This window comes from Skermanella aerolata KACC 11604 (genome assembly GCF_000936425.1).
GTDB lineage: Bacteria > Pseudomonadota > Alphaproteobacteria > Azospirillales > Azospirillaceae > Skermanella > Skermanella aerolata.
This window is the reverse complement of sequence record NZ_AVFK01000249.1, coordinates 1-315: the sequence shown is the minus strand read 5'-3', so window position 1 is coordinate 315 and position 315 is coordinate 1. Positions and strand designations below refer to the sequence as shown.

At 61.9% G+C, this 315-nt stretch carries 1 protein-coding gene; it reads left to right on the top strand.

The annotated features are described in order from the left end of the window. A partial coding sequence (locus N826_RS45130; RefSeq protein ID WP_211099530.1) for a hypothetical protein occupies window positions 1–217 on the top strand: 217 nt, incomplete at its 5' end. Between the last annotated feature and the right edge of the window lie 98 nt (window positions 218–315).

Below are 315 nucleotides of genomic sequence, written 5' to 3'. Positions count from 1 at the left end.
GCACCTGTCCTCATCATGGTCGGAAGGCGGGTTCATTTTGGCGATTGAGCCCGGCATGTCCTGCTGCTACAGCGGCTGCGGGGCATCGTTCTTCGGATCGGTCACCATGGTGTTCTCCAGTGAGCACGTGCGGGACGTCGGTTGCGCAACAGCCAGTGGTAACATCGGTTCCACCGCGGCTGGTGTCGCCAAGAACGCCTATCGGCTGGGGGCATGAAGTCCGCTGGATGCCTGAAGCCGGCTAAGCCCCCCATTTGGAATGATCGGACAGCGCGGTTTCAGCAGGGATCGACGGGAGGCTGAGCATCACACCCC